The sequence below is a fragment of the Paenibacillus sp. EZ-K15 genome (genome assembly GCF_002573715.1).
GTDB lineage: Bacteria > Bacillota > Bacilli > Paenibacillales > Paenibacillaceae > Paenibacillus_AQ.
The window spans coordinates 1-512 of the sequence record NZ_PDHM01000036.1 but is presented as its reverse complement, the minus strand read 5'-3'; the positions used below and the strand labels follow the sequence as shown (position 1 = coordinate 512).

1 tRNA gene is annotated in these 512 nt (G+C 43.8%); it reads left to right on the top strand.

The annotated features are described in order from the left end of the window. The first annotated feature begins 132 nt into the window (after nt 1-132). A tRNA-Ala gene (locus CRG97_RS32825) sits at nt 133-208 on the top strand. The last annotated feature ends 304 nt before the right edge of the window (nt 209-512 follow it).

Sequence of the window (512 nt, the reverse complement as noted above, 5' to 3'; positions counted from 1 at the left end):
ATCACCTCCTTTCTATGGAGAATCGTCTTCTGCAACGAAGACATTCAAATAACGATGACGCAAGTTATCGTACAGACTTCATTGAAGTCAACCACGACGTGTATTCATTTGTTCAGTTTTGATGGAATTTGAGGGGCTATAGCTCAGCTGGGAGAGCGCCTGCCTTGCACGCAGGAGGTCAGGGGTTCGATCCCCCTTGGCTCCACCAAATCAATTTCATCTATAAGATAAACAATTGATCCTTGAAAACTAGATAACGAAACGAATTTGCGCAATTAGAAATATCCTTTTAGCTGAACTTGTGTCAAGCAATTGATCAAGTTTTTATAAAAGTAGCAGCGAAAGATTCGTGACAGTCGATCCTTTGGAAGTTCGTTTCCACCTATTAACTCGTTTAGTAGATCAGGAAACAAACGGACAACAGAGCGAATGGCGCGAAACTGAAGCGATTGGTTAAGCTACTAAGAGCACACGGAGGATGCCTAGGCGCTAGGAGCCGAAGAAGGACGTGG